The organism is Lentibacillus sp. L22 (assembly GCF_040812445.1).
GTDB lineage: Bacteria > Bacillota > Bacilli > Bacillales > Amphibacillaceae > Lentibacillus_C > Lentibacillus_C daqui.
Genome location: NZ_JBFNXI010000009.1, coordinates 39,871 through 63,024, shown reverse-complemented (window position 1 = coordinate 63,024; position 23,154 = coordinate 39,871). Strand labels below are relative to the sequence as shown.

General features: G+C 40.2%; 25 protein-coding genes. 21 read left to right on the top strand and 4 right to left on the bottom strand.

Features of this window, described 5'->3' with window-relative positions; all coding sequences use genetic code 11:
- Window positions 1-22 precede the first annotated feature (22 nt).
- The 3 genes from ABRT01_RS06605 to ABRT01_RS06595 all read left to right on the top strand — a co-directional run bounded on the left by ABRT01_RS06605 (window position 23) and on the right by ABRT01_RS06595 (window position 3,231).
- Window positions 23-574: a glycosyltransferase family 2 protein gene (locus ABRT01_RS06605; RefSeq protein WP_367746631.1), complete on the top strand. Its 552-nt coding sequence runs from the start codon at window positions 23-25 to the stop codon at window positions 572-574.
- A gap of 189 nt (window positions 575-763) precedes the next feature.
- Complete coding sequence (locus ABRT01_RS06600) at window positions 764-1,549, top strand: hypothetical protein (protein WP_367746630.1); 786 nt, start codon at window positions 764-766, stop codon at window positions 1,547-1,549.
- Complete coding sequence (locus tag ABRT01_RS06595; RefSeq protein ID WP_367746629.1) at window positions 1,546-3,231, top strand: DUF2334 domain-containing protein; 1,686 nt, start codon at window positions 1,546-1,548, stop codon at window positions 3,229-3,231. Before ABRT01_RS06600 ends, ABRT01_RS06595 begins: the two co-directional genes overlap by 4 nt.
- A gap of 137 nt (window positions 3,232-3,368) precedes the next feature.
- Here the strand turns inward: ABRT01_RS06595 and sigK are convergent, their stop codons facing one another.
- Window positions 3,369-4,076, bottom strand: a complete 708-nt coding sequence (gene sigK / locus ABRT01_RS06590) for an RNA polymerase sporulation sigma factor SigK (protein ID WP_269412133.1) — start codon at window positions 4,074-4,076, stop codon at window positions 3,369-3,371.
- A 276-nt stretch (window positions 4,077-4,352) separates the two neighbouring features.
- On the bottom strand, window positions 4,353-4,493 hold the full coding sequence (sda, locus tag ABRT01_RS06585; RefSeq protein ID WP_269412134.1) for a sporulation histidine kinase inhibitor Sda: 141 nt from the start codon (window positions 4,491-4,493) through the stop codon (window positions 4,353-4,355).
- A gap of 469 nt (window positions 4,494-4,962) precedes the next feature.
- Here sda and ABRT01_RS06580 point away from each other — a divergent pair, with 469 nt between their 5' ends.
- The 11 genes from ABRT01_RS06580 to ABRT01_RS06530 all read left to right on the top strand — a co-directional run bounded on the left by ABRT01_RS06580 (window position 4,963) and on the right by ABRT01_RS06530 (window position 13,977).
- Complete coding sequence (locus tag ABRT01_RS06580) at window positions 4,963-5,478, top strand: YqeG family HAD IIIA-type phosphatase (RefSeq protein ID WP_367746628.1); 516 nt, start codon at window positions 4,963-4,965, stop codon at window positions 5,476-5,478.
- A 2-nt stretch (window positions 5,479-5,480) separates the two neighbouring features.
- Window positions 5,481-6,581 (top strand): ribosome biogenesis GTPase YqeH, encoded by a 1,101-nt coding sequence (yqeH, locus tag ABRT01_RS06575; protein ID WP_367746626.1) that lies wholly within the window; start codon window positions 5,481-5,483, stop codon window positions 6,579-6,581.
- A gap of 15 nt (window positions 6,582-6,596) precedes the next feature.
- The gene (gene aroE / locus ABRT01_RS06570) at window positions 6,597-7,445 is read left to right on the top strand and encodes a shikimate dehydrogenase (protein WP_367746624.1); all 849 of its coding nucleotides are present in this window, start codon (window positions 6,597-6,599) and stop codon (window positions 7,443-7,445) included.
- 2 nt (window positions 7,446-7,447) lie between these two features.
- A complete protein-coding gene (gene yhbY / locus ABRT01_RS06565) occupies window positions 7,448-7,738 on the top strand; it encodes a ribosome assembly RNA-binding protein YhbY (RefSeq protein WP_269412138.1) in 291 nt (96 codons plus the stop codon).
- Window positions 7,739-7,807: 69 nt separating this feature from the next.
- Window positions 7,808-8,377: a nicotinate-nucleotide adenylyltransferase gene (locus ABRT01_RS06560; protein ID WP_367746623.1), complete on the top strand. Its 570-nt coding sequence runs from the start codon at window positions 7,808-7,810 to the stop codon at window positions 8,375-8,377.
- A complete protein-coding gene (gene yqeK / locus ABRT01_RS06555) occupies window positions 8,364-8,936 on the top strand; it encodes a bis(5'-nucleosyl)-tetraphosphatase (symmetrical) YqeK (protein WP_367746622.1) in 573 nt (190 codons plus the stop codon). The genes ABRT01_RS06560 and yqeK overlap by 14 nt, the downstream gene beginning before the upstream one ends.
- Before the next feature lie 2 nt (window positions 8,937-8,938).
- On the top strand, window positions 8,939-9,298 hold the full coding sequence (rsfS, locus tag ABRT01_RS06550; protein WP_269412141.1) for a ribosome silencing factor: 360 nt from the start codon (window positions 8,939-8,941) through the stop codon (window positions 9,296-9,298).
- Between the two features lie 3 nt (window positions 9,299-9,301).
- Window positions 9,302-10,057, top strand: coding sequence for a class I SAM-dependent DNA methyltransferase (locus ABRT01_RS06545; RefSeq protein WP_367746621.1), 756 nt, complete (start codon window positions 9,302-9,304; stop codon window positions 10,055-10,057).
- Window positions 10,058-10,228: 171 nt separating this feature from the next.
- Complete coding sequence (locus ABRT01_RS06540; protein ID WP_367746620.1) at window positions 10,229-10,828, top strand: helix-hairpin-helix domain-containing protein; 600 nt, start codon at window positions 10,229-10,231, stop codon at window positions 10,826-10,828.
- 285 nt (window positions 10,829-11,113) lie between these two features.
- Window positions 11,114-11,665 (top strand): ComE operon protein 2, encoded by a 552-nt coding sequence (locus ABRT01_RS06535; RefSeq protein WP_367746619.1) that lies wholly within the window; start codon window positions 11,114-11,116, stop codon window positions 11,663-11,665.
- A gap of 20 nt (window positions 11,666-11,685) precedes the next feature.
- Entirely contained in the window at window positions 11,686-13,977 is a 2,292-nt protein-coding gene (locus tag ABRT01_RS06530) for a DNA internalization-related competence protein ComEC/Rec2 (protein WP_367746618.1), read from the top strand.
- A gap of 270 nt (window positions 13,978-14,247) precedes the next feature.
- On the opposite strand, the gene ABRT01_RS06525 is transcribed toward ABRT01_RS06530, so the two are convergent.
- A complete protein-coding gene (locus ABRT01_RS06525; RefSeq protein ID WP_269412146.1) occupies window positions 14,248-14,382 on the bottom strand; it encodes a YqzM family protein in 135 nt (44 codons plus the stop codon).
- A gap of 285 nt (window positions 14,383-14,667) precedes the next feature.
- Here ABRT01_RS06525 and holA point away from each other — a divergent pair, with 285 nt between their 5' ends.
- A complete protein-coding gene (gene holA / locus ABRT01_RS06520) occupies window positions 14,668-15,699 on the top strand; it encodes a DNA polymerase III subunit delta (protein WP_367746617.1) in 1,032 nt (343 codons plus the stop codon).
- Window positions 15,700-15,799: 100 nt separating this feature from the next.
- On the opposite strand, the gene rpsT is transcribed toward holA, so the two are convergent.
- On the bottom strand, window positions 15,800-16,063 hold the full coding sequence (gene rpsT, locus ABRT01_RS06515; RefSeq protein ID WP_367746616.1) for a 30S ribosomal protein S20: 264 nt from the start codon (window positions 16,061-16,063) through the stop codon (window positions 15,800-15,802).
- A gap of 238 nt (window positions 16,064-16,301) precedes the next feature.
- Here rpsT and gpr point away from each other — a divergent pair, with 238 nt between their 5' ends.
- The 6 genes from gpr to grpE all read left to right on the top strand — a co-directional run bounded on the left by gpr (window position 16,302) and on the right by grpE (window position 23,135).
- Window positions 16,302-17,405: a GPR endopeptidase gene (gene gpr / locus ABRT01_RS06510; RefSeq protein WP_367746615.1), complete on the top strand. Its 1,104-nt coding sequence runs from the start codon at window positions 16,302-16,304 to the stop codon at window positions 17,403-17,405.
- Between the two features lie 164 nt (window positions 17,406-17,569).
- Entirely contained in the window at window positions 17,570-17,881 is a 312-nt protein-coding gene (locus ABRT01_RS06505; protein WP_367746614.1) for a hypothetical protein, read from the top strand.
- A gap of 203 nt (window positions 17,882-18,084) precedes the next feature.
- Entirely contained in the window at window positions 18,085-19,893 is a 1,809-nt protein-coding gene (gene lepA / locus ABRT01_RS06500; RefSeq protein WP_367746613.1) for a translation elongation factor 4, read from the top strand.
- Between the two features lie 97 nt (window positions 19,894-19,990).
- On the top strand, window positions 19,991-21,157 hold the full coding sequence (gene hemW / locus ABRT01_RS06495; RefSeq protein ID WP_367746612.1) for a radical SAM family heme chaperone HemW: 1,167 nt from the start codon (window positions 19,991-19,993) through the stop codon (window positions 21,155-21,157).
- 76 nt (window positions 21,158-21,233) lie between these two features.
- A complete protein-coding gene (hrcA, locus tag ABRT01_RS06490; RefSeq protein WP_367746611.1) occupies window positions 21,234-22,265 on the top strand; it encodes a heat-inducible transcriptional repressor HrcA in 1,032 nt (343 codons plus the stop codon).
- Window positions 22,266-22,550: 285 nt separating this feature from the next.
- A complete protein-coding gene (gene grpE, locus ABRT01_RS06485; RefSeq protein ID WP_269412153.1) occupies window positions 22,551-23,135 on the top strand; it encodes a nucleotide exchange factor GrpE in 585 nt (194 codons plus the stop codon).
- Window positions 23,136-23,154 lie beyond the last annotated feature (19 nt).

Below are 23,154 nucleotides of genomic sequence, written 5' to 3'. Positions count from 1 at the left end.
TGCGCTGGCGGAGGATGCGGAATTGACGGTCCGGATCACTGCGGCCGGCTATCTCCTGCCTGTTGTGGCAAATTCCCGGACGTTTGAGCAGGAACCGGAAAAGCTTCGAACCTTTATTAAGCAGCGCACCAGATGGCTGACAGGTAATATTTATTTGTTGGAAAAGTCACTTCACGATTTCAGTCATTGGAAAGGCAAAACATTTTTCCTGTCGATACAGCATCTCATGACCTATTTGTTGTTTGTTCTGTTGCTGTTAGTTTCCGATGTGATGTTTGTTATCGGTTTGTCGGGGTACGAGATGCCCAACATTCAGGTGCCCATCATATTGCTATGGTCAATGAGTTACATCATTTATACGTCGCATTTCCTGGCTGCAATCGCTGTCGACCGCAATGTGTCTCTTGCAAATATTGTTTTTGTATTTATCATGTATTTTACGTATGCGCAACTGTTTATTCTGCTGTTACTCAGAAGTCTGACACAGTACGTCTGGAGCAGGTTGAAAGGAACGACCATTGAGTGGGATAAGACGAAGCGGTTTAAGCAAAAGGGACAAACGAATGAGAAATAGGCCTGTTCTTGCTTTGCTATTATTCGCAGCAACCATAGGGGGGATATTCTTCACTATGTTTAATAAGATGGATTCCGTGAAGCAAATCGTAGAGAAACACTATACAGATACTACAGGTGTATTCATGCATATCCGGATGATATGGACAGTCCTTGTCTTTCTGAAAGCATCGGTTTGTACATGGAGTATTTGCTTCAGACTAATGACGAGGAAGGCTTCGACGAGCAATTTCACGTATTGACCGAGCAATTTTTGCGGAAAAAACGCGGGTCATTTCTTATTCGATGGGAACTGAAGGAGGATGTTTCGGCCAATGCACTAATTGATGATACCCGTATCATCCATGCATTAAGGGTTGGTGGGAAACAGTTTAACAAGCCTGCCTACACTACCCTTGCCAACAGTCTGACTACGACTTTAAAGGCTTTAAGGCAAGGTGATGTGTATGCTGATTATTACAATTGGCAAAACAAGGATATCGCTCCACAGATCACACTAAGTTATATCACAAACGAATTTGCTATAATGCTTCCTGGTACGCAAAAGACAGTACATATCCTGGGTGGGGTAAATACGGAGGAGACATTCTTCCCGGAAAGTTATCAATTACGGGAGAAGCAATACAAGAAGCAGAAAGAGATACATATGGTGGATCAATTATTAATCGCTATTAATCGAAACCATGCTGGCTATACTTCTGATCGATTTAATCAATGGTTGAAAGCACAATGGGATCAAGGTATTTTGTACGGAAGGTATGATCGGAGCACCTTGGAGCCTACAGTGTCCTATGAATCGCTGGCCGTTTACTATTACTTGTACCGTTATTTCCTGCAGATGCACGAAGATCAGCTCGCCATTGAAGTAGCCGATCATGCCAGTGAATTGGCAAAGGAGCATAAACTGAAGGAAACACATTTTTTTGATTTTATCCATTACCAGCAAATGAAATACGAAACGGAGGGGATGCAATGACGAAACAGCTTATAGGTTTTTGTTTGCTCATTGTATTGCTTTGTTGGCTGACACTGCCCTCTACTGGCTTGGCTGCGGATAAAACAAAAGTATTAATCGTTTACGATCTGAAAGATAATGAACATGATGAGCAGGTCTATATGACTGACTTGCTGGTGGGGCATTTCACGCAGGACATTACGACATTGCGCGCAGATAAACTGGATGAAGCAGAACTTAATGATTACTCGCACTTGGTCTATATCCATACGAACGAGAAGAAACCATCGGGGGCAACCATTGCAAAGCTTGATGGATTTAAAGGAGGGATTTTCCATATTGGGAGGTACAGCGAGATGTTCAAGTTTGGCTCCTTTCTCTCTTTTCAAGGCGTGGGAACAGCCACCCATATTATTGATGATCAAGACGAATTGGAACTGGATTCTGCGCAAACCGCTATAAGATATGAAACCGACAGTAACACGGATGTACTGTATGATGGAAAAAGCGGCAACACCCGTTTTCCTCTTATCTTTCGGCACGATGATGATATGGTTATTGCAACCGACGGAGTCACTGAAATGATAGGAAACTTTGCCGGTGAAGCTATGTTTGATTTTTTTGGTGCAAAAAAAAGAGGGCCGCAGCGCTACATTCGCCTGGAAGATGTCCATCCCAAAAGCGACAGGGAGAAACTAAAAGAAATCGGGGACTATCTGGAGCAGAAGGGCATTCCCTATATGATCACTCTGATTCCTGTTTACACAAATCCCAGAACGGGGGAAGAAATCCATTTATCCGATGAGCCGAAATTGGTCAAAATTCTCCAGAACATGCAGAGTCATGGCGCCAGTATTATCCTTCACGGCTATAAGCACCAGTATCGTAATACAGAAACTGGCGAAGGCTATGAATATTGGGATGAAAAAAACGACCGGCCGATCTATCAAAAAAAGAATGAAAAAGCACTGTTGCGCAATGACTTTGGCAGCGAGAAGGCTTTTCAGGAATTTATTAAAAAAGGAGAGGCGTTTGAACAGAAGTATATTTCCGGGACACTTGATAAGGGCATCAGAGAACTAAACGAGCAAAAGCTGTATCCGCTTGCTTTTGAACCATCTCACTATGCGATGTCACTGGAAGGATACAGGGGAGTAGCTAACTATTTTTCTACTTATGTCGGTGAGGCACAAATTTCTAACAAAACGAATGAGATTACATTTACTACTGTCTTTACCAGCCGGGCATCCTTTTTACACGGAATGAAATTGGTTCCGGAAACGTTAGGCTACGTAGATCCGGGTAATAAGGATGCGATCAAGGATATATTGGATAATGAAGCTTATTATTCTCGCTTTTCCGATAGCCAATTAGGGCTGTTCTACCATCCTTATTTGGGCCTGGACAAACTGAAAACAATCATTGAAGAGTTGGAGCAGCGGGAAAACTACCCTTGGTTCGATTTAAAGCAGACACAAAATAAGGCAGAAACGGAAGGGATAGTTATTACATCAGGCAAAAGCGAAATCGACGTATCTATGTCTGGAAAAGAAAAGGCAAGAAGCATGATTGTAAGAACGTGGTGGGTTATCCCGCCAGCGATCATTTATTTTCTGATTGTGATTATTTCCATTCGAGACAAAAAGAAAAAAACAAACAGCTTGACAGGTTCGCAGCACGGATCGTTGTTCGCGGAGCAATAGGGATACAGTTAGCGACAGACTCCATGAAATGAAGATACTCGTATAGAATAACAACCGCAAAAAACAGTTGCTACAAGTTTTTTGCGGGTTTTTGTTTATCTATGGACTGTCAAAATTAGAGGGAAAGAAAGGGAGGATTATTGATCGCGCCGTTCTTTACGGAAGTATTCATGAAAAACCTTCATTAATGCCCGTTTTTCAATTCGTGATACATAACTTCTGGATATGTTTAGTTTTTTCGCTATTTCTCTCTGGGTTAACTCTTTATAATCATTCAAACCATATCGGTACACAATGACTTCTTTTTCCCTGTTAGTGAGGATAGTAAGATAATCTTTCAGCTTGTCAATTTCCATGTTTAATTGAATATACTCGATCACATCGGTATTTTCAGCTTCTAAAATGTCAATTAAGCTTATTTCATTTCCTTCTTTGTCCTGCCCAATTGGATCATGGAGGGAAACGTCTTTCTTCACCTTTTTCAGCGCACGCAAATGCATCAGTATTTCATTTTCAATGCACCGAGCAGCATAAGTTGCAAGCTTCGTTCCTTTTTTGACTGAGAAACTTTCAATTCCCTTAATCAATCCAATTGTGCCGATTGAAATCAGATCTTCCATATCTTCACCAGTGTTTTCAAACTTTTTAACGATATGGGCGACCAAACGCAAATTATGTTCTATAAGCTTATTTCTGGCGTCAGCATCACCATCTTGCATCAACTTGATATACTTTGCTTCCTCTTCGGGCGGGAGAGGTTGCGGAAAGGCATGATTTTTCACATAAGATACAAAAAACAGTGCTTCTTTAACCAATAAAGCAAGCACACTTAAAATTCCAGACAAATGCATGCACCTCCTGAAATGTTGGCTGGGCTTTTGCCTATATAACATTCTTATGAGGCGTTGCATCCATTTGTGTCTGTCCTTATTTGAAAAATTTTTATTCCCGAAAATCCAGTTATGAGCTGTATGATAAAAATTAGCAGTATGACATTACAAAGCCATATGACCAATCCGGCTGTTGAGATAGTCGGACGAACGTGGTACACTTCAGTTCATCATACAATTGACACGTTTTTGCAAAAAGCGGCATATTGTTCAATGCATGACGTCATCGATTTAACTGGAACATTCTTTTTTAGTTAGTAAAGACCTTCTTTGAATTTCCTGTTCAATTAAGCGGATAAAATCAGGGCTTAGATTTAATTCATTTGCTTTTTGGTAAGATTCCAACAATAATTCATCTGACAAATGTTCCATCAATATGCCCTCCTGGTCAAATAATAGGATTCTCATGTAATCTATTAATAATTTATCACGAAAAATAAGGCTGAACAAGATGGTAGTTATCTACAATGACCTGTAGATAACTTGTGTATAAATAAAAGAAAATAGGGTTGAACTACTATTCTGTACATGTGGATACTGTTAGTAATGTTATCCACAATGCAAAAAATGAAAGAAATTGTCGAACGGTTTTTGTGGGGAAGCGGGTGAAATCATGCATATTTTTTAAAAATTGACATAAGCAGACAAAGGAATACTGCATTTCATTTGGATTTTTGAACATCCTCTTAAAGTTACCTCTTTCATATTGTGGAAAGTTATTATAGGATTAAGGTATAATATTACACTGCAAAGGAAATTCAAACAGTCTTAATGCTTTTCGTTTGGCTGTTTTTATATCATTTAGCTAAAAAGCAGGGAAATTTGTAATGAGGTGTGAAAGTTGCTGAAGAAGTTTTTGCCGAATCAACATGTAAAGAGTGTATTTGACATTCATCCTGATGTTTTAAAACAACAAGGAATAAAAGGTATCATTACCGATCTGGATAATACACTTGTTGCTTGGAATGTGAAGGATGCAACACCTGAGATTATTCAATGGTTTCAATTGATGAAAGAAAACAATATCAAAGTAACGATTATTTCCAATAATAATGAGGAACGGGTAAAGATTTTTTCTCAACCACTTGACATCCCATTCTTATTTAGGGCCAAAAAACCTCTTGGCCGGGCGTTTAAATCAGCCGCCAAAACAATGAAGTTGAATAAAAATGAGATTGTCGTTGTCGGCGATCAGTTGCTCACAGATGTATTGGGTGGTAATTTGTGCGGATTTCATACCATACTGGTTGTCCCAATTGTCCATTCGGATGGTAAACTAACCCGGATCAACCGGAAATTCGAACGCCGGATATTACGTTACATGCGGAAAAAAGGAATGGTAACTTGGGAGGAATAAAATTGGAAAAATTGTATTGTCAAGGCTGCGGGATTATGATTCAAACTGAAAACCAAACAGAACTTGGCTATGCCCCAAAATCATCTCTGGATCGGGATCCCATTTTATGCCAGCGATGTTTCCGGTTAAAGCATTATAATCAGGTACAGTCGGTAGCGATAAGTGATGAAGAATTTTTGGATCTGATAAGTCAAATTGGCGAGGCAAGCGGTCTTGTTGTTCATCTTGTAGATATTTTTGATGTTAGTGGAAGCCTGATTAAAAGCCTTCCGCGTCTAGTTGGCCATAATCCAATCATACTGGTGGGAAACAAGCTGGATTTGTTACCCAAGTCAACTAATCAACGAAAGCTCAAGCAATGGCTTCGTTCATCAGCAAAATCAATGGGGATTGATGTAAAGGATGTATTTCTTATTTCGTCGGCTAAAGGACATGGGATCGATGAATTAGCGGAAGCAATCGATGATTATCGCGCCCAAAAGGATGTATATGTGGTGGGGACGACAAATGTGGGCAAATCCACGTTCATTAATCGGCTCATCAAACGGTCAACCGGGGAGAATAATGTGATTACGACTTCTTATTTCCCTGGGACAACACTGGGTTTTATTGAAATCCCTTTGGACGAAACAACGGCCCTGATTGATACACCTGGTATTGTTAATAAACAACAAATGGTCCATTATGTGTCTGATCACGACTTGAAGCTAATTACACCAAACAAAGAAATTAAACCGCGTGTCTATCAGTTGAATAGTGAACAAACCTTATTCTTTGGCGGATTGGCACGCTTGGATTTTGTGAAGGGTGAAAAGCAGTCCTTTGTTTGCTATTTTGCTAATGCACTGCCAATCCATCGAACCAAAACAGCCAATGCTGATGAATTATATCGCAATCATAAAGGGAAATTATTATCTCCTCCTGATCAGGAGACATTGTCACAGTTGCCAGCATTCACGGAAGCAACGTTTCGCCTGACAGAAGAAAAAACCGATATTGTCTTTCCCGGACTTGGCTGGGTAACGATTAACCGTCCAGGTACAACAGTAAGAGCTTATAGTCCAAAAGGGGTTTCTGCTTCATTACGAAAAGCACTGATATAAAGGGAGGGTAATCACATGGATTTTAAATTTGCCTTGATAGGCTATCCTGTTCAACATTCCTTATCTCCATGGATTCATGAGCAATTTCTTGAGCGAACAGGCTTGAATGGAAGCTATATGCTGGAAGAGATAGCACCGGAACAGTCATTTGCACAACGTATAACCGATCTGAGGAATCGCTCTGTCAATGGCTTTAATGTGACGGTTCCATACAAACAAAAAATCATCCCTTTTTTGGATGAAGTTAGTGATGGGGCAAAACAGATTGGTGCGGTCAATACGGTCGTCAATCGTGATGGAAAATGGATTGGATATAATACTGATGGGAAAGGTTATGTCCGGTCATTATGCGAACAATACCCGGAGATTTCCCAAAATAAAGCGCTGAAAATAGCTATTATCGGATCTGGTGGTGCGGCCAGGGGAATTTATCATGCGCTTGTAACAGAAGGGTTTCGTTTTATTGATATTGCTAATCGTACCATATCGAACGCAGAAGCTATTGCCAAATTGCAGCAGGATCAAACAAATACAATGGTGTTATCATTGGAAACATTTATGCAGGCAGTTCCTGAGTACGATCTGATCATCCAAACGACCTCGATTGGAATGAAACCAAACCAGGAACAATCCATTTTTCCGACGGATGTTTCCTTTAAACCAGGAAGTATTGCAAGTGATATTATTTATCAGCCGATCGAGACAACTTTTTTGAAACGGGCGCAAAAGCAGGGAGCGCTTGTTCATTATGGCCATACAATGCTTCTTTATCAGGCACAATATGCGTTTGAATTATGGACAAATCGTCAAGTGCCAATCGAGGGTATGGCAGAACAATTACGACGGATTTTGGAAGGAAGATAATCATGTTAACAGGAAAGCAAAAAAGATATTTACGTGCGGAAGCGAATCGTTTAAAGCCAATATTTCAGGTTGGTAAAGACGGCGTCAATGAAAATATGGTGAAACAAATTAGTGAAGCATTGGAAAAACGGGAATTGATCAAGGTTAGTATCCTGCAGAACTGTTTGCAGGATAAACATGATGTTGCAACCATGTTAGCTGACGGTGCGGAAGCGGAAGTTGTACAAATCATTGGGAATAATATTGTGCTTTACAAAGAGTCAGAAGAAAACAAGCACATTCAATTACCATAAAGAACGTGTTCAAAAAATTGACATGTCTTCTTTCCAGGCTTTTTGAACATCCCTATAAAGGAGTAAGCGATGAAACGAGTTGGCATTTTAGGAGGCACATTCGACCCGCCGCATTTGGGACATTTGCTGATAGCCGAGGAGGTAAAAAACCAACTTGGCTTAACAGAAATCTGGTTTATCCCATCTTATGAGCCTCCGCATAAACAAAAGGCAAGATCAAGTGCAAAAGATCGAATGCAAATGCTCAAGCGGGCAATTGCATCCAATCATCAATTTAAACTGAACACGGTAGAAATCGATCGTTTAGGAAAATCTTATACATTTGATACAATGAAGATGTTGCACGATACATATCCCGATATTGAATTTTATTTTATTATTGGCGCTGATATGGTGGAGTATTTACCGAAGTGGCATCGTATTGATGAATTATTGAATATCGTGAAGTTCGTTGGGGTGAAGCGTAGTGGCTATAAGCTGGATACGGAATATCCTGTTCTTATCGTGGATATCCCGATGATTGATGTGTCATCTACCCTAATCAGAGAGCGCATTAAAGCAAACCAGTCAATCAAATATTTATTACCGGAAGTTGTGGAAAGTTATATTAAAGGGAAGCGATTATATGGACAAGAATGAGGCGATTAAGAAGGTTAAACCACAGTTGACAGTGAAACGATTCGAGCATACGTTACGTGTTGCAGAAACGGCGGTGGAACTGGCTGAGCGTTTTCAGGTATCACAGGATAAAGCGGAATTAGCTGCTATTTTTCATGATTACGCAAAATTTCGGCCGGTCGAAGAAATGCGCCGGATAATTTTGACCAGTCCGCTGCCAAATGATTTGTTATTTTATCATCAAGAATTATGGCATGCTCCAGTTGGTGCAATTTTGGTAAAAGAGGAACATGGAATTCAGGATCAGTTGGTACTTGGTGCTATTCACAATCACACGACGGGAAAAGCACACATGAATAAACTGGAAATGATTGTTTTATTGGCAGATTATATTGAACCAGGCCGGTCTTTTCCCGGATTGGATGAAGTAAGAAACATGGCAAAAGAGGATCTCACTCATGCCTGCTGGTTATCCATTAGAAATTCAATTCAGTTTTTAATGGGGAAAGGATCACGTATTTACCCGGACACGATTCATGCATATAATGATCTAACGAGACATGTAAACGGAGGTTACTAATTTTGGAAGATACTTTGGAATTACTGGAGAAAGTTGCACAAGCGTGTGATGATAAACGCGCTGAAAACATTATTGCTTTAGATATGAAAGAAGTGTCATTAGTGGCAGATTACTTCTTGATTTGTCATGGAACGAATGAGCGACAGGTGCAGGCGATTGCCCGATCCATTAAAGATATGGTGGAAGAAGGCGGATTGACCGTTAAACGTCTGGAAGGGTTTGAACAGGCGCGGTGGATATTGGTCGATATTGGCGATGTTGTATGCCATATTTTTCACAAAGATGAGCGTTCCTATTATAACCTGGAACGATTATGGGGCGATGCTGCACAAATTGAATTTAATTTTGGACGGGAAGAATAACTAATGGAATATCAACAATTGGCCAACGTCTATGACCGGTTGATGGATGATGCCCCATATGATGATTGGCTGGGTTTCACGGTTGAAGTTTTTCAGCAATCAGATAAACCGATTCATCATGTAGCCGATCTTGGTTGTGGCACAGGACGGATAACAACAGGTTTAGCGCAAATGGGATACCAAATGATTGGTGTGGATTATTCGGAAACGATGCTGAGTGTTGCCCAGCAGCACGCTTCAGATATGGGAGTTCCTGTTCAATGGATTCATCAGGATTTGAGGGAACTGCAAGGGTTGTCAGAACTTGATGCAGTGGTCAGCTATTGTGATGTGATGAATTATATCACAACCGAAGAGGAATTAATGACTGTCTTTTCGCATGTAAAGAACATGCTTGCCGACGGAGGGATATTTATCTTTGATGTTCACTCCCTCTATCATTTGGATAATAATCTGGCCGGGGAAACATTTGCAATGGTAGACGATGACCTGGCCTATATCTGGTTTTGTTCTCCAGGCGAAGTATCTGGAGAAGTTTTTCATGATTTAACTTTTTTCGTACAACAAGGTAAAACATATACTCGATTCGAAGAATATCATCATCAACAGACATTTCCTATAAAAATTTATCAAAAATTACTACAAGCTTCCGGCTTCAACATTCGTCATTTATATGGTGATTTTTCGCCAAAACCGGAAAGTCTAAAGGATAATACGGAAAGAATCTTCTTTGTGGCTGGAAAACAACCGGGAAAATAGTATTTTCCCGGTTGTTTTTTGCTGGCAGGAGTTTGCGGTTTTATGTCGAATAGATATAAAGGAACCCGGATTACGCCCCCCGTTCTCCCTCGAATTACTCCATTAACAACTTTAACGGCCGTAATACCTCGACTGAATGGAATTTCACTGTTAAGGAAGGATATGATAGACATGATTATGGAATTCCTGAAAAAAAGTTTTTTCTTTATTTTAATCGGAGTGGCGATTATTGTTTTCCTTCTGTTTAACCGTCATGATACCCCCGATACCGATGCTAAGCTAACACCAGTACCCGACCCGATAAAAGAAGAAGCAAAAGCAAAGGATGATGAAACAGCCAACAGCATCGTGATTGTCGACGTAAAAGGCGCGATCAAGAAACCAGGTATTTATGATGTGTCACCAGATGCAAGGGTGCATGATGTTATTGAATTGGCTGGCGGATTTACCAAACAAGCTGATCAGACCATGGTCAATTTGGCCCAAAAGGTTCAGGATGAGATGGTCATCACGATTCCGCAAACAGGAGATGATGCCGATGGATTGTCTGAGACGACGGGAACAGTTGGTCAAGAATCCAAATTAAAAATTAATCAGGCGACCCAAACAGAAATTGAAACCCTGCCTGGTATAGGACCGTCCAAGGCTCAGGCTATTATTGATTATCGGGAAGAGAATGGTCCGTTTCAAACCATCGACGATTTGTTGCAGGTATCGGGGATTGGCGAGAAAACACTGGAAAATTTTCAGGACGCGATTCAGATCCCATAGTGGTAATTGACGAAATATCATTAGTGCATGTACACTATTGAAGTAATAGTATTAGAGTGTGTTCAAAAGGAGGATAAAAAGGATCGAGAAGTTCAAGGCGGCGTAGCTTTGAGAACCGGAGTGTACAAAAAGGTACATGAGGAGTGGAAAAGCAAGCCAACGAACTTCTTCAAAGGAAGGCCGACTAAAAACGGGCTTGCGCTCAGGCGTCGGCATACACTTTTTGCAGGGGCACGTCATTTTTACCGGACTTTTTGAACATCCTCTATAAAGGGGATATTTAGGATGGAGAGAATTTCATGGGACCAATATTTTATGGCGCAAAGTCATTTACTAGCATTACGCAGTACGTGTACAAGATTAATGGTTGGGGCAACGATAGTGAGAGATAAACGGATCATTGCCGGCGGTTATAATGGCAGTGTGTCCGGCAGTGTACATTGCATTGATGAAGGCTGTTATATGATTGATGGACACTGCGTTCGTACCGTTCATGCGGAGGCGAATGCGCTATTGCAATGCGCTAAGTTTGGTGTTCCGACAGATGGTGCAGAACTTTATGTAACCCATTTTCCATGTCTGCAATGCTGCAAACAGATTATCCAAAGCGGTATTAAGACAGTCTATTATGCTACTGATTATAAAAATCATCCATATGCTTTGGAATTATTTCAAGAAGCAGATGTAGAAACCAAAAAGGTAGAATTGAATTATTTGGCAATTGATGAAAATGTTAGTGAAAAGACGGAACTGGTAAAAGCATTACTGGATAACCTTACCGATACAGACAAGGCATTTCATCTCAAAGAAGAAGCAGAACGTTTATTTAAAATTTAACAAAACAAGGAGTATCGTGCATGAAAGGCTACTGGCATTTTCCTGCTATCTCGGCGACTGTATGTGCGGTTACTGTGATGACGCAGACATATTGGTTCGCTGTCGCATTTATTGTCTGGCTGCTTCTGTTGTATGGATTTAAGCGGTTGGGGATCCTCCCGATAGTTGTTTCTCTAATCGTTTTTTTCCTCTTTTATACGTACATACCGGTCATATCAGACGTAGAAATTGAACCAGAAGCAACAGCTGATTCCGCTTCCTACACCGGAAAGATAATTGGTTCTTTTAACAAGACGGATAAGAAAATAGATTTTGTCCTCCAAGACCATACCTCCAAAACAAACCTTCTCGTTGTTTACTTTCCCGATAAAGACGATAATGAATGGGTCCATCATATACAAACATGGAAACACGGAGCAACATGTGAAGTATATGGAAAAATGGAACAACCGACCAGAAGTACAAATCCCGGTCAGTTTGACTATAGAAGATATTTACAGACAAAAGGAATTATGTATCAAATTAACATGAAGTCAATGGAGGATATTTCCTGCTCCGGTTCCGGTACGCTAGCGGGAGTTTACGATCTGCGTCAGAAGTTAATTCATCATGTCAAACGGCTCGTAGGAAAGGAAACTGCTGCTTGGCTAACTGCATTGGTTATTGGGGATGACTCTTCCATTGACGAAGATACGATCGACTTATTTCAACGATGGGGATTGTCACATATTTTGGCTATTTCCGGCTTACATGTGGGCTTGATTGTATCAATAGTGTATTTTCTGTTTATCAAATGTAATCTGCTTACAAAGGAAAAGGCACAGTGGGTGATGATTATTTTTTTGCCGTTTTACGCGCTTATTGCCGGGGGTGAACCATCGGTATGGCGCGCCTGTGTCATGCTCATGTTGTTTATCATTTTAAACAAATTAAAAGTGCAATTCGGTTCAACCGATGTGTTAAGTATTGTATTTCTCTTATTGATGCTGGCAGATAAATACATGGTGTATCATGTTGGCTTTCAATTTTCATTTTTAGTAACGTTTGGTATATTGTTATCCAGGCATTGGCTGTCGTATACCTCCTCGCCTTTATTACAAATGCTGCAAATCAGTTTTGTTGCGCAAATGATTATATTTCCGCTTCAGGTGGTATATTTTTATATGTTTCATCCACTTTCCATCATCCTTAATTTACTTGTTATCCCGTATTTTACTTTATTTGTTATTCCATTTATGTTTTTTCTTTTATTACTGTCTCCGATTTTGGGAGCTATAACATCAGTAGCCGATATTTTCTTTACAAAGATACATCACCTGTTTCTCTCGCTACTGCATGGAATTGACACCTATTTTTATCATCCGCTTACCGTTGGCTCCATTTCGGTTGTTGGTGCATTATTATATTTCATCCTGTTCTTATTGTTTATGAATCGGCTTCAGCAAAAACGTCATTGGCATTCCTTGCTGTTAGGATGCTTAACAGTGTGCTTAATTATTGGTGTTACCATTAAGCCCTATTTCAATCCGGTCGGTTCCGTAACAATGCTTGATATTGGGCAAGGTGATGCGTTTGTGATTGAACTGCCATATCGCAAGGGTGTGTTTATGGTAGACGCCGGAGCCAAAGCCAGTTTTGACAATAAAGATAATGCGGATCAAAATTACCGGCAAATGATGAAGCCATATTTTATGTCACGGGGAATTACCACAATAGATGCCATTTTTTTATCACACGAGGATTTCGACCATGTCGGCAGTGTTCCATATCTAATTGATGAATTGGATGTTAAACATGTCATAGTAAGTGCATACTATCCGCTAACTGAGCAGGAGATAACCAATTGGCAGGAAAATGGAACGGATGTGCAACAGATAGAGGCGGGGGAAACAATCGAAATGGCGGGACAGGTATTTTCAGCCCTTTCGCCTTTTACAAAACAGGATTCTCCGAATGATAATTCGCTTGTTCTATATACAGAATTTGGCGGACTAACCTGGCTGTTTACCGGGGATATTGGGCAGGACGTTGAACAACAATTGATAAGAGCCTACCCGAGTTTAAATGTAGATGTTTTAAAAGTTGCCCACCATGGAAGCAAAACATCTTCAGATTCGGCATTTTTATCAGCAATAGATCCAGTGTATGGTCTGATTTCGGTTGGCCGGCACAACTTATATGGCCATCCATCCCCAGAAATTACAGAGCGGTTGGCGGAGAACGATATTTATGTATTTAGATCAGATCAAGATGGAGCAGTTGTATTTCGATTTCATGAAGATAAGGGAACATTTTTGAAGTTCCTGCCATAAAGTATGAACAAAGGCATAAGCACCCGGTTAGCGGCGTTTGTGCTGGAGCCGGACGGGGCCAATTCTGGCATAAGCAGAATAGGCTTTGAATGTATTTTTATACCTTCTTAACATAGAACACATCCGGTTATACTGTTAGTATAGCGGCATTCAAGAGAACATAAAAAAATGACCAAAGTGACTATTGCCAGCCTCTTTGGTCATGAATATGCATCAGGCGAAAGATTAATACTTACTGCAACCATTCGCTTTTTTCTAAGTAGTTTCACTTTATGATGCAATAACACTGATTGCTACACCGATAGCAAAAATAAGGATAAAGAATATAAACGAGTAGCCAAATCCTTTCATTGAGTCAACAACATCATTATTTTTTGACTGTACGTCATTTTCGAATTCGTTCACATCTAACCCTCCTAGTTCATTTTTAGTATAAATGAAATACAGAAAAAAATCCACATTCCTATGGAAAATGATACAAAAATTATTTCCCCATATTTAGAAAGAGTTAACATCTATAGTTTTGGCACAGATGGTCAATCTACAGGTAAGGGAAAATATCGTTTGAGGAGCAGTAGCCCGGGACTGTAAATCAAGCGTTTATATAGATCTCCTGACAGGGAATTGCCGTGATCGCAATTCCCTTTTTCATGTTTTTACGGTAAAATGGTATACATTGGAGTGAACAACATGGCATATATGGACATTTTAAAACAAGTAAAGAATAAACAAATTTCGCCAATATATTTATTATATGGTACTGATACTTATTTCATACAAAATTTAAAAAAACATATTACAAATGCGGTGTTACCTGATGATGACAAAGAAAACCTGGTCATGTATGATCTGGAAGAAACCCCTATACAGGAAGTCATTATGGACGCTGAAACATTGCCATTTTTCGGTGAAAGGAAACTGATTTTCGCCAACAATCCAACTTTTCTTAAAGCGAAGGCAGACAAGTTACCGTTTGAGCATGATCTCACCTTACTACAGCACTATGTGGAATCACCGGTTGACTATTCGGTTATGGTGTTTATTGCGCCGTATGAAAAAATCGATGAGCGAAAAAAAATCAGCAAATTATTAAAAAAGCATGGAGTAGTGGCCGATTGCAGTCCAATCAAGGAGCAGGATGTGCCTGCATGGATTAATGATCAAGCCGACCAATTAAACATTCGCATTTCACCTGAAGCTTATGAAGTACTTGAAGGTGAAGTCGCAACAAACCTCTATTTACTTAAAAATGAGCTGACAAAATTAGCACTGTATGTTGGTGAGGGTGGGACCATTACGAAGGAGATAGCTGAACAGCTGGTTTCTCATACAGCAAACAGTTCTTCACTTAGACTGGTGGATGCCGTAATGGAAGGTAATATTCATAAAGCTATTGCAATTTTTCATGACTTGCAGAAAATGAAGGAAGAACCGATCGCCCTTATTGCTCTTTTGGCTTTTCAATTCCGAACCATTTACCGCGTGAAATTATTAAAGCAAAAAGGCTATAGTTCGTTCCAAATGCAGAAACAATTGGGTGTTCACCCGTATGTTGTAAAAATAGCCGCAAAACGTGAAGCGCGTTTTAGCAACCAAACGTTACAAACAATTATGGACAAACTTACCGAAGCGGACACGATGATGAAACAGGGGAAAATGGAAAAACAGCTTGCATTTGAATTGTTATTATATGAGCTTGTTCAAGTGAGACCAAAGCCATAGCTGGACGTGGCACCTCGCAAGAATACCTGAAATTTCATGATTTCCATATAACAAAAAACGATCCGAAACACTGGATCGTTTTGTTTTTTGCAACTATGTGTTATGCAATGTTGTTTATTTTTTGAGCCAAGCGTGCTTTTTGACGATTACCGTTGTTCTTATGGATAATCCCTTTTTGCACTGCTTTATCAATTGATTTTGTAGCTGAATGAAGTGCAGCTTTGGCGTTTTCAACATCGCTAGCCGCAATAAATTTTTCTACATGTTTGATTTGTGAACGCATTTCTGTTTTCTCTGATTGATTCTGGGCGCGATTTTTATTATTGATATTTACACGTTTAATTGCAGATTTAATATTAGCCATTGTTTCACCTCCTAAACAACCTGTACATACGGTTGAGAACAAAAATCATTTTACCAAACAGCGGCAAGGTTTTCAACAGCTTTGTTATAAGAAAGACGTAAGCGCCCATTTAGCGACAATTGGCCTGACACCTGATCCAGACAATCACTGCTATTGTTTTTGTATGAATTCTTCCTGTTTTGTATAGCCTAATGTAATAAATAATGACAGTCTTGTAAGAAGGGATGACATGATAGTCATGGGTGAAAACAACATCAATTTCCAAGTGCGAACTGATTTGGCTGTGGAAGCAAAAGATATGTATGTTCAAAAACAAGAAGAGGATAAACAGGAAAGGCAAATAAAAGGGGTAACCATTAAAGATTATAAAGAAGATGATATTGCCATTTCCCAGGTTGAAATTGATGCAGAAGGAGCCGATGTGCTCAACAAAAAGGCGGGGACCTATGTCACCATTTACGCGGACGGGGTTAAAAAGCAAGATACAACAAGACAAGAAGCGGCGGCAAAAATTCTTGCCAAAGAGTTGGAACGGCTATTGGAGAAAAACAATATTCCAAAAGATGCGACCGGATTAGTTGTTGGGTTGGGGAATTGGAATGTTACGCCTGATGCACTTGGTCCAATGGCAATAGAAAAAGTTCTCGTCACCAGCCACTTGTTTCGATTGCAGTATGAAACTGTTGCCGAGGGGTATCGTTCTGTCGCAGCAGTTACACCTGGTGTGATGGGGGTGACAGGGATTGAGACAAGCGACATGATCTTTGGAATAATTGAAAAGTTTAACCCTGATTTTGTTATAGCTGTTGATGCACTTGCTTCGAGGTCAATTGAGCGAATTAATGAGACTATTCAACTTTCTGATTCAGGGATTCATCCAGGATCCGGTGTCGGTAATAAACGGAAAGAATTGAGTCAGGATACATTGGGAATTCCGGTGATAGCGATTGGAGTCCCAACTGTTGTTGATGCAGTGACCATAACGAGCGACACCATTGATTTGATATTAAAACATTTTGGCAGGGAATGGAATGAAAAAGACAAGCCATCGAAATCACTAGCTCCAGCCGGTTTAAACTTTGGCGCAAAAAAATTTACTGAAGAAGATCTGCCCGACGAGGAGAAGCGGAAAACTTTTCTTGGGATTGTCGGAACGTTAACAGAGGAGGATAAAAGGGCATTGATCAAGGAGGTATTAACTCCAGTTGGTTATAATTATATGGTGACACCGAAAGAAGTCGACGGGTTCATGGACGACATGTCGCATGTGATTGCAAACGGAGTGAATGCCGCATTACATGAAAAGGTTGATGTGGAAAACTTCTCCTCATACACAAGATAGTACTTCTAGTTCACTCTATTATTTGACAGGAAAATTAAAAGATTTGGTTCTACTGGTTCTAGTTCATCAAACAGCGACATAGATTTTACTATAAGTGCATTTCGGAATTGGAACTATGATATTTACCAGCATTATATCGCCAAGAGCAAGGGAGGGAATGGCAGATGGTACGGGCAGTTATCACATTGTTGTTATTGGCAGTTTTCTTTCTGTCGGGAATGCTTTATGGCATAGACCATGGTCAAGAAGCAAAAACTGTGCAGCAGGAGGAGCAGGTACAAGAACAGGATAGCTCAAAAGCGGATGTGAATAAACAAGAAGTTGAGACGATAGAAGTAAACAACGAGCCCGAACCGGAAATGGATACCTCTGCACATCTTACCCAAAAAACAGCTTCTTTTTTAGGTGATATTATTAAAGGAATTTATGAGATGGTTGTGATGATCTTCTATCAATTTGCCCAAGTATTTTTTTGACTAAAAACCCTCTGTTATTCGCCGTTGCAGTGTTATAATAACAGGGGATTTTTGTTTATAAATGCATGTACCAAACGGGAATGAACATAGAAAACAGGCCCTCCGCCTTTCTTATTGAATGTCAGGGCTGCTATTGCTATAATCTATCCTAGTAAACACATCATGTTTTCACGGTACAATACATGTAGGAGTGAACAGCACTTATGGCGAAAACACAAAGAAACGTCCGCAATTTTTCGATTATCGCTCATATTGACCACGGAAAATCAACACTGGCGGATCGGATTTTGGAAAAGACAAAAGCACTAACGCAACGGGAAATGAAAGAACAATTTCTTGATGCCATGGATTTGGAAAGAGAGCGCGGGATCACGATCAAGCTAAATGCTGTCCGGCTCCATTACCAGAGTAAGGGCGGAGAGGAATTTATCTTTCATTTGATTGATACACCCGGGCATGTTGATTTTACATATGAAGTTTCGCGAAGTTTGGCTGCCTGTGAGGGGGCCATTTTAGTTGTTGATGCTGCACAAGGGATTGAAGCGCAGACATTGGCAAATGTATATCTCGCCCTGGATAATGATCTGGAAATCATCCCTGTAATTAATAAGATAGACTTGCCTAATGCCGATACAGACCGGGTAGCTAAAGAACTTGAGGATGTAATCGGGATTGATAAAGATGAGGTGATTCTTGCCTCGGCAAAAGACAGTATTGGCATCGATGAAATTCTTGAAAGAATCGTTGAAGCAATACCAGCACCAGAAGGAGATGATAACGCCCCATTAAAGGCGTTAATTTTTGATTCGATATATGATCCGTACCGTGGCGTCATTGCTTATATCTGTGTGAAAGAAGGTATGGTAAAAGTTGGCGACAACATTAAAATGATGGCGACAGGAAAGGAGTTTGAAGTAAACGAGGTTGGCGTTTTTACACCAAAACCGGTTCCGCAAACAGAATTGAGGGTGGGTGATGTGGGCTATTTAACAGCATCCATCAAACAGGTTGGTGATTCAAGGGTTGGTGACACAATTACGCTTGCCGATAACCCTGCCGATACACCATTGTCAGGTTATCGAAAATTAAATCCGATGGTCTTCTGCGGCCTATACCCGGTTGATTCGAACAAATATAATGATCTTCGGGAGGCACTCGAACGTTTGGAACTAAATGATTCATCGCTACAATATGAGGCAGAAACATCACAAGCCTTGGGATTTGGCTTTCGGTGCGGATTTCTCGGACTCCTGCATATGGAAATTATTCAAGAACGGATTGAGCGGGAATTTAATATTCAATTAATTACTACTGCACCAAGTGTTATTTATGAAGTTGAATTAACAAATGACGATATGGTAGAAGTGGACAATCCTTCCGAAATGCCCGACCCGCAACAGATCAAAGAGGTCAGGGAACCATATGTAGAAGCAACTGTCATGGTTCCAAACGATTACGTGGGTCAGGTTATGGAAATTTGTCAGAAAAAACGCGGTCAATTTGTCAATATGGAGTACTTGGATGATATCCGGGTAAATGTTATTTATCACCTTCCGTTATCTGAAATTGTCTATGATTTCTTTGATCAATTAAAATCGCAGACGAAAGGGTATGCATCCTTTGATTATGAGCTAATTGGTTATCAAGACTCCAAACTTGTGAAAATGGACATTCTGTTAAATGGCGAAACGATCGACGCATTATCGTTCATCGTTCATCGGGACTTTGCTTATGCTCGTGGGAAACAAATTGTTGAGAAACTAAAAGAATTGATCCCGAGGCAACAATTCGAAGTCCCGGTACAGGCGGCAATTGGCAATAAAATTATCGCCCGTTCAACCATCAAAGCAATGCGCAAAAATGTTTTGTCAAAATGCTATGGCGGCGATATTTCCCGAAAACGTAAGCTGCTCGAGAAGCAAAAAGAGGGTAAAAAACGCATGAAAATGGTTGGTTCTGTTGAGGTTCCCCAAGAGGCATTTATGGCTGTCCTGGAAATGGGTGACGATTAAACTATCTGAAATGGGTAAAACCTGACAACGGTTTTACCCCTATTTCTGTACAAATGGGAAGACAACGAAAAGAGCTTTACGAAAAGGGTGAGAAAACATGGATCCACGCGTTCAATCGGTCTATATTCATATTCCATTCTGTCAGCAAATCTGTCATTATTGCGACTTTGCGAAGATTATTTATAACGAAAAGCGGGGAGACAGGTATATCGAAGCGTTAGCCAATGAAATAAATACCCAAATTAAGGGGAAACATAAGCATGTAAAAACGATTTTTATTGGAGGCGGTACACCGACTGCCTTAAACTTGAGACAATTGCGAGCATTGATGGAACTGATCAATAAAAAATTCGTCGTATCAAATTGTGAGGAATTTACGATTGAGGCAAATCCTGGTGATTTTAACAGCGAAAAAATCAAACTTTTAAAGGATTATGGGGTTAACCGGGTGTCACTTGGTGTACAGGTTTTTGATGATGCGATGCTTCAGGAACTTGGTCGCTTGCATCGGGTAAAAGATGTTTATCGTACTATTGATCTGCTTCACCAACAGGGGATTTTTAATATCAGCATTGATTTAATCTATGCATTACCAAACCAAACCATTGAAGATTTTCGTCACACAGTTAATGAAGCGATTCAGTTTCAGCTGCCGCATTATTCCACATATGCCCTGCAAATTGAACCCAAAACCGTATTTTATCAACGTTATAAAAAAGGGAAATTGCATCGTGTACCACAGGAAACCGAGGTAGTCATGTATGAACTGCTGCAGAAAACCATGCGTGACAATGGTGTCTTGCAATATGAAATTAGTAATTTTGCCAAGCCGGGCTTTGAAAGCAGACACAATTTAACGTATTGGAACAATGAATACTATTATGGTTTTGGTGCGGGCGCCCATGGGTATTTACCCGGTAAACGAACTGGCAATATCCGGCCGCTTCCAGCATATGTAAAACAAGCCATGAAAGATGGCAATCCGGTATTAAATACGGAAACAATCGGTTTAAAAGAACGAATTGAGGAGCAGATGTTCCTAGGTTTGAGGAAACTTGCCGGGATTTCAAGGCATATCTTCCGGGAAAAACTTGGACTGGAAATGGACACGCTCTACCAAACAGAGATCAACCAGCTGATACAAAAAGGGTGGCTGGCAGATGATGGTGATCGCATCCGGTTAACCGATCAAGGCTTATTGTTTGGTAATGAAGTATTTGAAAAGTTTTTATTAGACGATGACGATCTGGTTCATCTTTATTGACAAAAAAAAGGTGATTTGATAATTTAATAATAGAATTAGCACTCGGAACAAGAGAGTGCTAACAGAGGTGATCATCATGTTAACTGAAAGGCAGAAGTTAATTCTACAAGTCATTGTTGATGATTTCATCCAGACAGCACAGCCAGTTGGGTCACGTGCAATCTCCAAAAAAAAGAATATTTCCTACAGTCCTGCAACTGTTAGGAATGTCATGGCAGACTTGGAGGAAATGGGCTTTTTGGAAAAGACACATTCTTCTTCCGGACGGGTCCCTTCTGAAAAAGGGTATCGTTTTTATGTAGACAATTTGTTAACAATGCAAAAACCTTTAGAAGATGTCACTGTCATTCGACAGATTATGCATGATGGCTTTTTCGAGTTTGAAAAGCTTGTACAAAAATGTGTTGAGGTACTTTCTGATTTAACAAACTATACGTCCATCATATTGGGCCCTGAAATTTTTGAAACGACATTAAATCAAATTCAGATTGTTCCCTTGGCACCGCAAACCGCTGTGGCCATTTTAATAACAAATAACGGTCATGTGGATCATCATACGTTTTCCATCCCCAAAGTGTTGGATCCGGCTGACCTTGAAAAAATGGTAAATATCTTGAACGATCGATTGTCTGGGGTACCGATTATCGAGTTACCGGAAAAATTGAATACAGAAGTAATGGAACTCATGAAACTGTATGTTAGTGACTTTGAAAAATCCTATGATTATATAAAGGCTGCTTTTTCCAATGAACATCAAGCCAAATTATATATCGGCGGGATGGCCAATATGTTAATGCAGCCGGAATTCAAAGATGTTGAAAAAGTTCGTTCTTTTTATGCCATGATGGAAAAGGAAGAGGAAATCGCCAACCTTCTGAAAACGAAGAAAGACGGGATTAAAGTTTCGATTGGTCACGAAAACAAGGTGGAAGCAATTAAGGATTTGAGCCTAATTACTGCAACCTATCATTTTGGCGATGAACAGATGGGTACGATTGCCCTGCTTGGACCGACCCGGATGCAATACAAAAGAGTCATTAACTTGTTGGATGTGTTATCTACCGAGATGAGCGATGCACTATATACGTGGTACAAAAATAATGATTAACGTCTGAATGACACACGGTTTTTTAAAGGTTAAGAAGGTATAAAATTCACAGCTATATTAAGATTATACTAAGGAGGCCCCGTCCGGCTCCAGCGTCCAGTGACTAGCATCAGTTCGTGGGTAAGGATGTTCGGCTAAAAACGCCGCTTTGCGCGGCAACGCCGAACCACCCGTGTTGCACGGGCGCAGTTTGTACGTCGCTAACCGGACGCTTGCGCCTTTGTACTTTTAATTGCGTAACCTTTCATGGTATAGTCTTACGTGGTATGTAAATAGGAGGTGGCTATGGTGACAGAACAAAACAAGGAAACGGCTGATACAAATGAATTTACTGAAACAGAACCGGAAACTGAAATCCTAGATGAAGAAACAAATGACGAAGAACAAACCCTGGACTCTGATGAAAGTGTAATGGAATCATTAAAGGAAGAGATTGCCAGTTTAAAACAAGAAAAAGAGGATATGTATCAGAGGGTGCTACGAAGCCAGGCAGAATTTGAGAACTTTAAAAAGCGTACGCAAAAAGAACGGGAAAAAGACCGTAAATATAAAGCACAGGATTTGGTGAGTGAATTATTACCTGCGCTTGATAATTTTGAACGTGCACTTAATGAGGAAGTGACGGAAGCTAATAAAAGTTTTGTCGAAGGAATCGAAATGGTTTATAACCAGCTGAAGGATGCCTTGAAGAGTCAAGGTGTTGAGGAAATTGAAGCAGTTGGCAAGCCTTTTGATCCAAATGTGCATCACGCGGTTATGCAAATAGAAGATCCTGAGCTGGAAGCAGGCAGTGTCGTAGAAGAATTACAAAAAGGATACATGCTAAAAGATCGGGTAATCAGACCAGCAATGGTAAAAGTAAATCAATAACAGATGAGCAGTAAAGGAG

What these genes read in the sequence shown, in the direction of transcription:
- ABRT01_RS06595 (WP_367746629.1), top strand. Translation starts at nt 1,546, where the DNA reads ATGACGAAACAGCTTATAGGTTTTTGTTTGCTCATTGTATTGCTTTGT.
- sda (WP_269412134.1), bottom strand. Translation starts at nt 4,493, where the DNA reads ATGGAACATTTGTCAGATGAATTATTGTTGGAATCTTACCAAAAAGCA.
- aroE (WP_367746624.1), top strand. Translation starts at nt 6,597, where the DNA reads ATGGATTTTAAATTTGCCTTGATAGGCTATCCTGTTCAACATTCCTTA.
- yhbY (WP_269412138.1), top strand. Translation starts at nt 7,448, where the DNA reads ATGTTAACAGGAAAGCAAAAAAGATATTTACGTGCGGAAGCGAATCGT.
- ABRT01_RS06560 (WP_367746623.1), top strand. Translation starts at nt 7,808, where the DNA reads ATGAAACGAGTTGGCATTTTAGGAGGCACATTCGACCCGCCGCATTTG.
- yqeK (WP_367746622.1), top strand. Translation starts at nt 8,364, where the DNA reads ATGGACAAGAATGAGGCGATTAAGAAGGTTAAACCACAGTTGACAGTG.
- ABRT01_RS06545 (WP_367746621.1), top strand. Translation starts at nt 9,302, where the DNA reads ATGGAATATCAACAATTGGCCAACGTCTATGACCGGTTGATGGATGAT.
- ABRT01_RS06540 (WP_367746620.1), top strand. Translation starts at nt 10,229, where the DNA reads ATGATTATGGAATTCCTGAAAAAAAGTTTTTTCTTTATTTTAATCGGA.
- ABRT01_RS06535 (WP_367746619.1), top strand. Translation starts at nt 11,114, where the DNA reads ATGGAGAGAATTTCATGGGACCAATATTTTATGGCGCAAAGTCATTTA.
- ABRT01_RS06530 (WP_367746618.1), top strand. Translation starts at nt 11,686, where the DNA reads ATGAAAGGCTACTGGCATTTTCCTGCTATCTCGGCGACTGTATGTGCG.
- holA (WP_367746617.1), top strand. Translation starts at nt 14,668, where the DNA reads ATGGCATATATGGACATTTTAAAACAAGTAAAGAATAAACAAATTTCG.
- rpsT (WP_367746616.1), bottom strand. Translation starts at nt 16,063, where the DNA reads ATGGCTAATATTAAATCTGCAATTAAACGTGTAAATATCAATAATAAA.
- gpr (WP_367746615.1), top strand. Translation starts at nt 16,302, where the DNA reads ATGGGTGAAAACAACATCAATTTCCAAGTGCGAACTGATTTGGCTGTG.
- ABRT01_RS06505 (WP_367746614.1), top strand. Translation starts at nt 17,570, where the DNA reads ATGGTACGGGCAGTTATCACATTGTTGTTATTGGCAGTTTTCTTTCTG.
- lepA (WP_367746613.1), top strand. Translation starts at nt 18,085, where the DNA reads ATGGCGAAAACACAAAGAAACGTCCGCAATTTTTCGATTATCGCTCAT.
- hemW (WP_367746612.1), top strand. Translation starts at nt 19,991, where the DNA reads ATGGATCCACGCGTTCAATCGGTCTATATTCATATTCCATTCTGTCAG.
- hrcA (WP_367746611.1), top strand. Translation starts at nt 21,234, where the DNA reads ATGTTAACTGAAAGGCAGAAGTTAATTCTACAAGTCATTGTTGATGAT.
- grpE (WP_269412153.1), top strand. Translation starts at nt 22,551, where the DNA reads ATGGTGACAGAACAAAACAAGGAAACGGCTGATACAAATGAATTTACT.